This window comes from Mitsuaria sp. TWR114 (assembly GCF_007997345.1).
In genome coordinates this window covers 1-5,274 of sequence record NZ_VOSR01000734.1, presented here as the reverse complement: position 1 = coordinate 5,274, position 5,274 = coordinate 1, and the positions used below count along the sequence as shown (strand labels likewise).

General features: G+C 70.3%; 4 protein-coding genes. 3 read left to right on the top strand and 1 reads right to left on the bottom strand.

Going from position 1 to position 5,274, the window contains the following annotated elements; genetic code table 11:
- Positions 1-651: PP2C family serine/threonine-protein phosphatase (locus tag FUT87_RS23345; protein ID WP_147242552.1), on the bottom strand; the 651-nt coding region annotated here is incomplete at its 3' end.
- Positions 652-701: 50 nt separating this feature from the next.
- Between FUT87_RS23345 and nirB the strand changes: the two genes are divergently transcribed.
- The 3 genes from nirB to FUT87_RS23330 form a co-directional block, all read left to right on the top strand.
- Positions 702-3,251 carry a nitrite reductase large subunit NirB gene (gene nirB, locus FUT87_RS23340; protein ID WP_147242551.1) on the top strand — a complete coding sequence of 850 codons (2,550 nt, stop codon included), beginning with the start codon at positions 702-704 and terminating at the stop codon, positions 3,249-3,251.
- 15 nt (positions 3,252-3,266) lie between these two features.
- Positions 3,267-3,647, top strand: coding sequence for a nitrite reductase small subunit NirD (gene nirD / locus FUT87_RS23335; protein WP_091719853.1), 381 nt, complete (start codon positions 3,267-3,269; stop codon positions 3,645-3,647).
- Between the two features lie 76 nt (positions 3,648-3,723).
- A partial coding sequence (locus FUT87_RS23330; protein WP_147242553.1) for a molybdopterin-dependent oxidoreductase occupies positions 3,724-5,274 on the top strand: 1,551 nt, incomplete at its 3' end.

Below are 5,274 nucleotides of genomic sequence, written 5' to 3'. Positions count from 1 at the left end.
GGCGCGGACCAGCGCCTCGGCCGCGGCCTGGGCGTCCTCTCCCATCGCCAGTTCGGCGAGCTGGCTCGCCCGCAGCGGGCCGTGCACGCCGTCGCTGGTGAGCAGCAGCCGGTCGCCGGCGCGCAGGTCGCCTTGCGCGTAGTCGACGCGCACCGTGTCATCGAGGCCGATGGCGCGGGTGAGCCGCGCGAAGTCGCTCTGGTCGATGGCGTGGTCCTGCGTCAGCTGCGTGGCCTGGCCCTCGCGGATCAGCCAGACGCGGCTGTCACCGACATGGGCCACCGTGTAGCCACCGCCCTGCAGCACGACGGCGCTGAGCGTCGTCAGCGCCGAGCGCTCGCCGCGTCGGTTGTGATGGGCCAGCCAGCCGTTCTGCGCGGCGATCAGCCGGTCCAGCGCGACGGTGGTGTCCCAGTGGCGCGGCGTGGCGTGGTAGTCGCGCACCAGCGCGCCGACGGTGGTCTGCGCCGCCATGCGGCCACCGCCCTCGCCAGGTTGGCCGGGCTGTCCGGAGACGCCGTCGGCCAGCGCCGCGATCCAGCCCTTGCCGGCCTCGCGCGCGTCCTGCGGACGCTGCACGGCGGCGAAGTCCTCGTTGCGTTCCCGCGGGCCGCGGTCGCTGGCCAGGCCGATGGCGATGTCAAAACTCATGGTGGCGGCGATTCTGCCGTCATCGCCCGAATCCGATTGGAGCGTGCCGCATGAAAAAGATGAAGCTGGTGATGGTGGGCAACGGCATGGCCGGCGTCCGCACCCTGGAAGAGCTGCTGAAGATCTCGCCCGATCTGTACGACATCACCGTGTTCGGCGCCGAGTCGCATCCGAACTACAACCGCATCCTGCTCAGCCCGGTGCTCGCCGGCGAGCAGACGCTGGACGAGATCATCCTGAACCCGCTCTCCTGGTACGAGGAGAACGGCATCACGCTGCACCTGGGCAAGACGGTCACGCAGATCGATCGCATCAAGCGCAAGGTGATCGCCGCCGACGGCACCGAGGCCGACTACGACCGGCTGCTGATCGCCACCGGCTCCAACCCCTTCATCCTGCCGGTGCCCGGCAAGGACCTGGACGGCGTGATCGGCTACCGCGACATCACCGACACCAACACGATGATCGAGGCGGCCACCAGGTACCAGCACGCCGTCGTCATCGGCGGCGGCCTGCTGGGCCTGGAAGCGGCCAACGGCCTGATGCTGCGCGGCATGCAGGTCACCGTCGTGCACATCGGCGACTGGCTGATGGAGCGCCAGCTCGACGACCAGGCCGGCGACCTGCTGCGCAAGTCGCTGCAGGAGCGCGGCCTGCGCTTCCGCATGGGCGCGCAGACCGAGGCGCTGATCGGCGAGGAGGACGGCCGCCTGGATGAGGAGGCCCCGGCTCGCCGCCGGGTCCGGGCCGTCCGCTTCAAGGACGGCGAGGAAATCCCCGCCGACCTCGTCGTGATGGCCGCCGGCATCCGCCCCAACACCGCGCTGGCCGAAAGCGCCGGCCTGCACTGCCACCGCGGCATCGTCGTCACCGACACGCTGCAGACGGTGACCGATCCCCGCATCTACGCCGTCGGCGAGTGCGCCGCGCACCGCGGCATCGCCTACGGCCTGGTGGCGCCGCTGTTCGAGCAGGGCAAGGTCTGCGCGAATCACCTGGCGCAGTTCGGCATCGGCCGCTACCTCGGCAGCCAGACCAGCACCAAGCTGAAGGTGACCGGCATCGACCTGTTCTCGGCCGGCGACTTCATGGGCGGCGAGGGCACCGAGGAGATCGTGATGAGCGATCCCTTCGCCGGCGTCTACAAGAAGCTGGTGATCAAGAACGACCAGCTGGTCGGCGCCTGCCTGTACGGCGACACCGTCGACGGCAGCTGGTACTTCAAGCTGCTGCGCGAGGGCCGCAAGATCGGCGACATCCGGGACAAGCTGATGTTCGGCGAAAGCAACATCGGCGACGTCGGCCACCAGGGCCACAACAAGGCCGCCGCGATGGCCGACAGCGACGAGGTCTGCGGCTGCAACGGCGTGACCAAGGGCGCCGTCTGCAAGGCGATCAAGGAGAAGGGCCTGTTCACGCTGGAGGAGGTGCGCAAGCACACCAAGGCCAGCGCGAGCTGCGGCTCCTGCACCGGGCTGGTCGAGCAGCTGCTGATGTTCACCGCGGGCGGGGACTACTCGGCCACGCCGAAGAAGAAGGCCGTGTGCGGTTGCACCGAGCTGAGCCACCAGGAGGTGCGCGATGCCATCTTCAAGGAGCACCTGGTCACGCTGGACCAGGTGTACGAGCGGCTCAACTGGAAGACGCCCAATGGCTGCGCGACCTGCCGCCCGGCGCTCAACTACTACCTGATCTCCTCCTGGCCCAAGGAGGCCGTGGACGATCCGCAATCGCGCTTCATCAACGAGCGCAGCCACGCCAACATCCAGAAGGACGGCACCTACTCGGTGATCCCGCGCATGTGGGGCGGGGAGACAAGCGCCGACGAGCTGCGCCGCATCGCCGACGCCGTCGACAAATACAAGATCCCCACCGTCAAGGTGACTGGCGGCCAGCGCATCGACCTGCTGGGCGTGCGCAAGGAGGACCTGGTCGACGTCTGGCGCGACATCGGCATGCCCAGCGGTCACGCCTACGCGAAGGCGCTGCGCACGGTGAAGACCTGCGTCGGCTCCGAGTGGTGCCGCATGGGCACGCAGGACAGCACGCAGATGGGCAAGGACCTGGAGCGCGCGATGTGGCGCATGTACGCGCCGCACAAGGTCAAGTTCGCCGTCAGCGGCTGCCCGCGCAACTGCGCCGAGGCCGGCATCAAGGACGTCGGCATCATCGGCGTCGACTCCGGCTGGGAGATGTACGTCGCCGGCAACGGCGGCATCAAGACCGAGGTCGCGCACTTCCTGGTCAAGCTCAAGACCGCCGAGGAGGTGATGGAGTACACCGGCGCCTTCATGCAGCTCTACCGCAAGGAGGGCTGGTACCTCGAGCGCACCGTGCACTACGTCAGCCGCGTCGGGCTGGACCATGTGAAGCAGCGCATCCTCGAGGACCACGAGGGCCGCAAGGCGCTGTGGGCCGAGCTGCAGTACGCGCTCGATGGCGAGCCCGATCCGTGGTTCGAGTTCGCCAAGGCCCAGGTCGACGTGCGCCAGTTCGAGCCGGTGGCCAGCGTCGCCGTCCCGGCCGGCGCGACGTCCGCCGGGTCCGCCGGTGCCGGCGCCAAACCCGTTCCCGCCGCGCCGCTGCGCGGCCCCTTCTGATCAAGAGGCCCCGCCATGACCGACTGGATCTCCGTGTGCGCCGTCACCGACATTCCCGTGCTGGGCTCGCGCCGCGTCGCCCGCGCCAAGGGCCCGCAGGTGGCGCTGTTCCGCACCGCCGACGACCGCATCCACGCGCTGCTCGACCGCTGCCCCCACAAGGCCGGGCCGCTGAGCCAGGGCATCGTCTTCGGCAACGCCGTCGCCTGCCCGCTGCACAACTGGACCATCGCGCTGGAGAACGGCTGCGCGCGCGAGCCGGATGAAGGCCGCACGCCGGTGTTCCAGGTCAAGGTCGAGGACGGCGTCGTGCTGCTGGACCGGCAGGAACTGGACACGGTGGGCATCGACCTGCCGCCGGTCATGGCCGGTCCCTGCACCCGCGTGGCCTGCTGAACGGCACCGGCCGATGAACGCCCGGGTGCCCCAGGATCGCGAGCCCGCCGCGTCCACGGACGCGCCGGCCGAGGGCGTGCGCAGCACGCGCTCGACCTGCCCGTACTGCGGCGTCGGCTGCGGCGTGCTGATCGACACGGCGGGCGAGGGCGATGCCACGCGCGTCGTCGGCGTGCGCGGTGATCCCGACCATCCGGCCAACTTCGGCCGGCTGTGCACCAAGGGCTCGACGCTGCACCTGACCGCGACGCCGCTGGTGCGCCAGCAGCAACGCCTGCTGCAGCCGGCCTGGCGGCCCACGCGCGACGATGCGCTCGAGCCGCAGGACTGGGACACGACCACGCGCCGCATCGCCGAGCAGCTGCTGGCGATCCGCGCCGAGCATGGGCCGGACGCGATCGGCTTCTACATCTCGGGCCAGCTGCTGACCGAGGACTACCACGCGTTCAACAAGCTGGCGCGCGGCCTGGTCGGCACCAACAACATCGACAGCAACTCGCGGCTGTGCATGAGCTCGGCGGTGGTCGGCTACAAGCAGTCGCTGGGCGCCGACGCGCCGCCCACCTGCTACGAAGACCTGGAGCGGGCCGACTGCCTGTTCATCGCCGGCTCCAACACCGCATGGGCGCATCCCATCCTGTTCCGCCGCATCGAGGCCGCCCGCGCGGCGCGGCCGCAGATGAAGATCATCGTGGTGGACCCGCGCCGCACCGAGACGGCCGAGTTCGCCGACCTGCACCTCGCGATCAAGCCGGGCAGCGACATCGCGCTGTTCCACGGCATGCTGCACGCGGCGATCTGGGAGGGCTGGATCGACGCGGACTTCATCGAGCGGCACACCGCCGGCTTCGCGGAACTGAAGGCGCTGGTGCGCACGATGACGCCGAGCGAATCGGCGCGGCTCACCGGCCTCAAGGAAGCGCAGATCCTGCAGGCGGCGCAGTGGTTCGCGCAGTCGCCGTCGACGCTGTCGCTGTACTGCATGGGCCTGAACCAGAGCAGCAGCGGCGCGGCGAAGAACACGGCGCTGATCAACCTGCACCTCGCGACGGGCCAGATCGGCCGCGCCGGGGCGGGGCCGTTCTCGCTCACCGGCCAGCCCAACGCGATGGGCGGGCGCGAGAGCGGCGGCATGGCGACGCTGCTGCCCGGTCACCGCGATCCAGGCAACGCCGCGCATCGCGATGAAGTGGCTGCGCTGTGGGGCGTCGACGCAATGCCCGACCAGCCAGGCAAGACGGCGGTGGAACTGTTCCAGGCCGCCGCGCGCGGCGAGGTCAAGGCGCTGTGGATCGCCTGCACGAATCCGGCGCAGTCCATGCCCGACCAGGCGCTGGTGCGCGCGGCGCTCGAGCGCTGCGAGCTGGTCATCCTGCAGGAAGCCTTTTCCGGCACGGCGACGGCGGCCTTCGCCGACGTGGTGCTGCCGGCCGCCACCTGGGCCGAGAAGGACGGCACCGTCACCAACAGCGAGCGGCGCATCAGCCGCGTGCGCGCCGCGCTCTCGCCAGCCGGCGAATCGCGCGCCGACTGGCGCATCGTGCGCGACGTCGCGCAGCGCATGGAGACGGTCCTGCGTCCAGGGCGGCCCAGCCTCTTCGACTGGGAGACGCCGGAGCAGCCGTGG

Bases quoted from the DNA above. Each gene is read 5' to 3' on its own strand.
- nirB (WP_147242551.1), top strand. From the start codon at position 702: ATGAAAAAGATGAAGCTGGTGATGGTGGGCAACGGCATGGCCGGCGTC.
- nirD (WP_091719853.1), top strand. From the start codon at position 3,267: ATGACCGACTGGATCTCCGTGTGCGCCGTCACCGACATTCCCGTGCTG.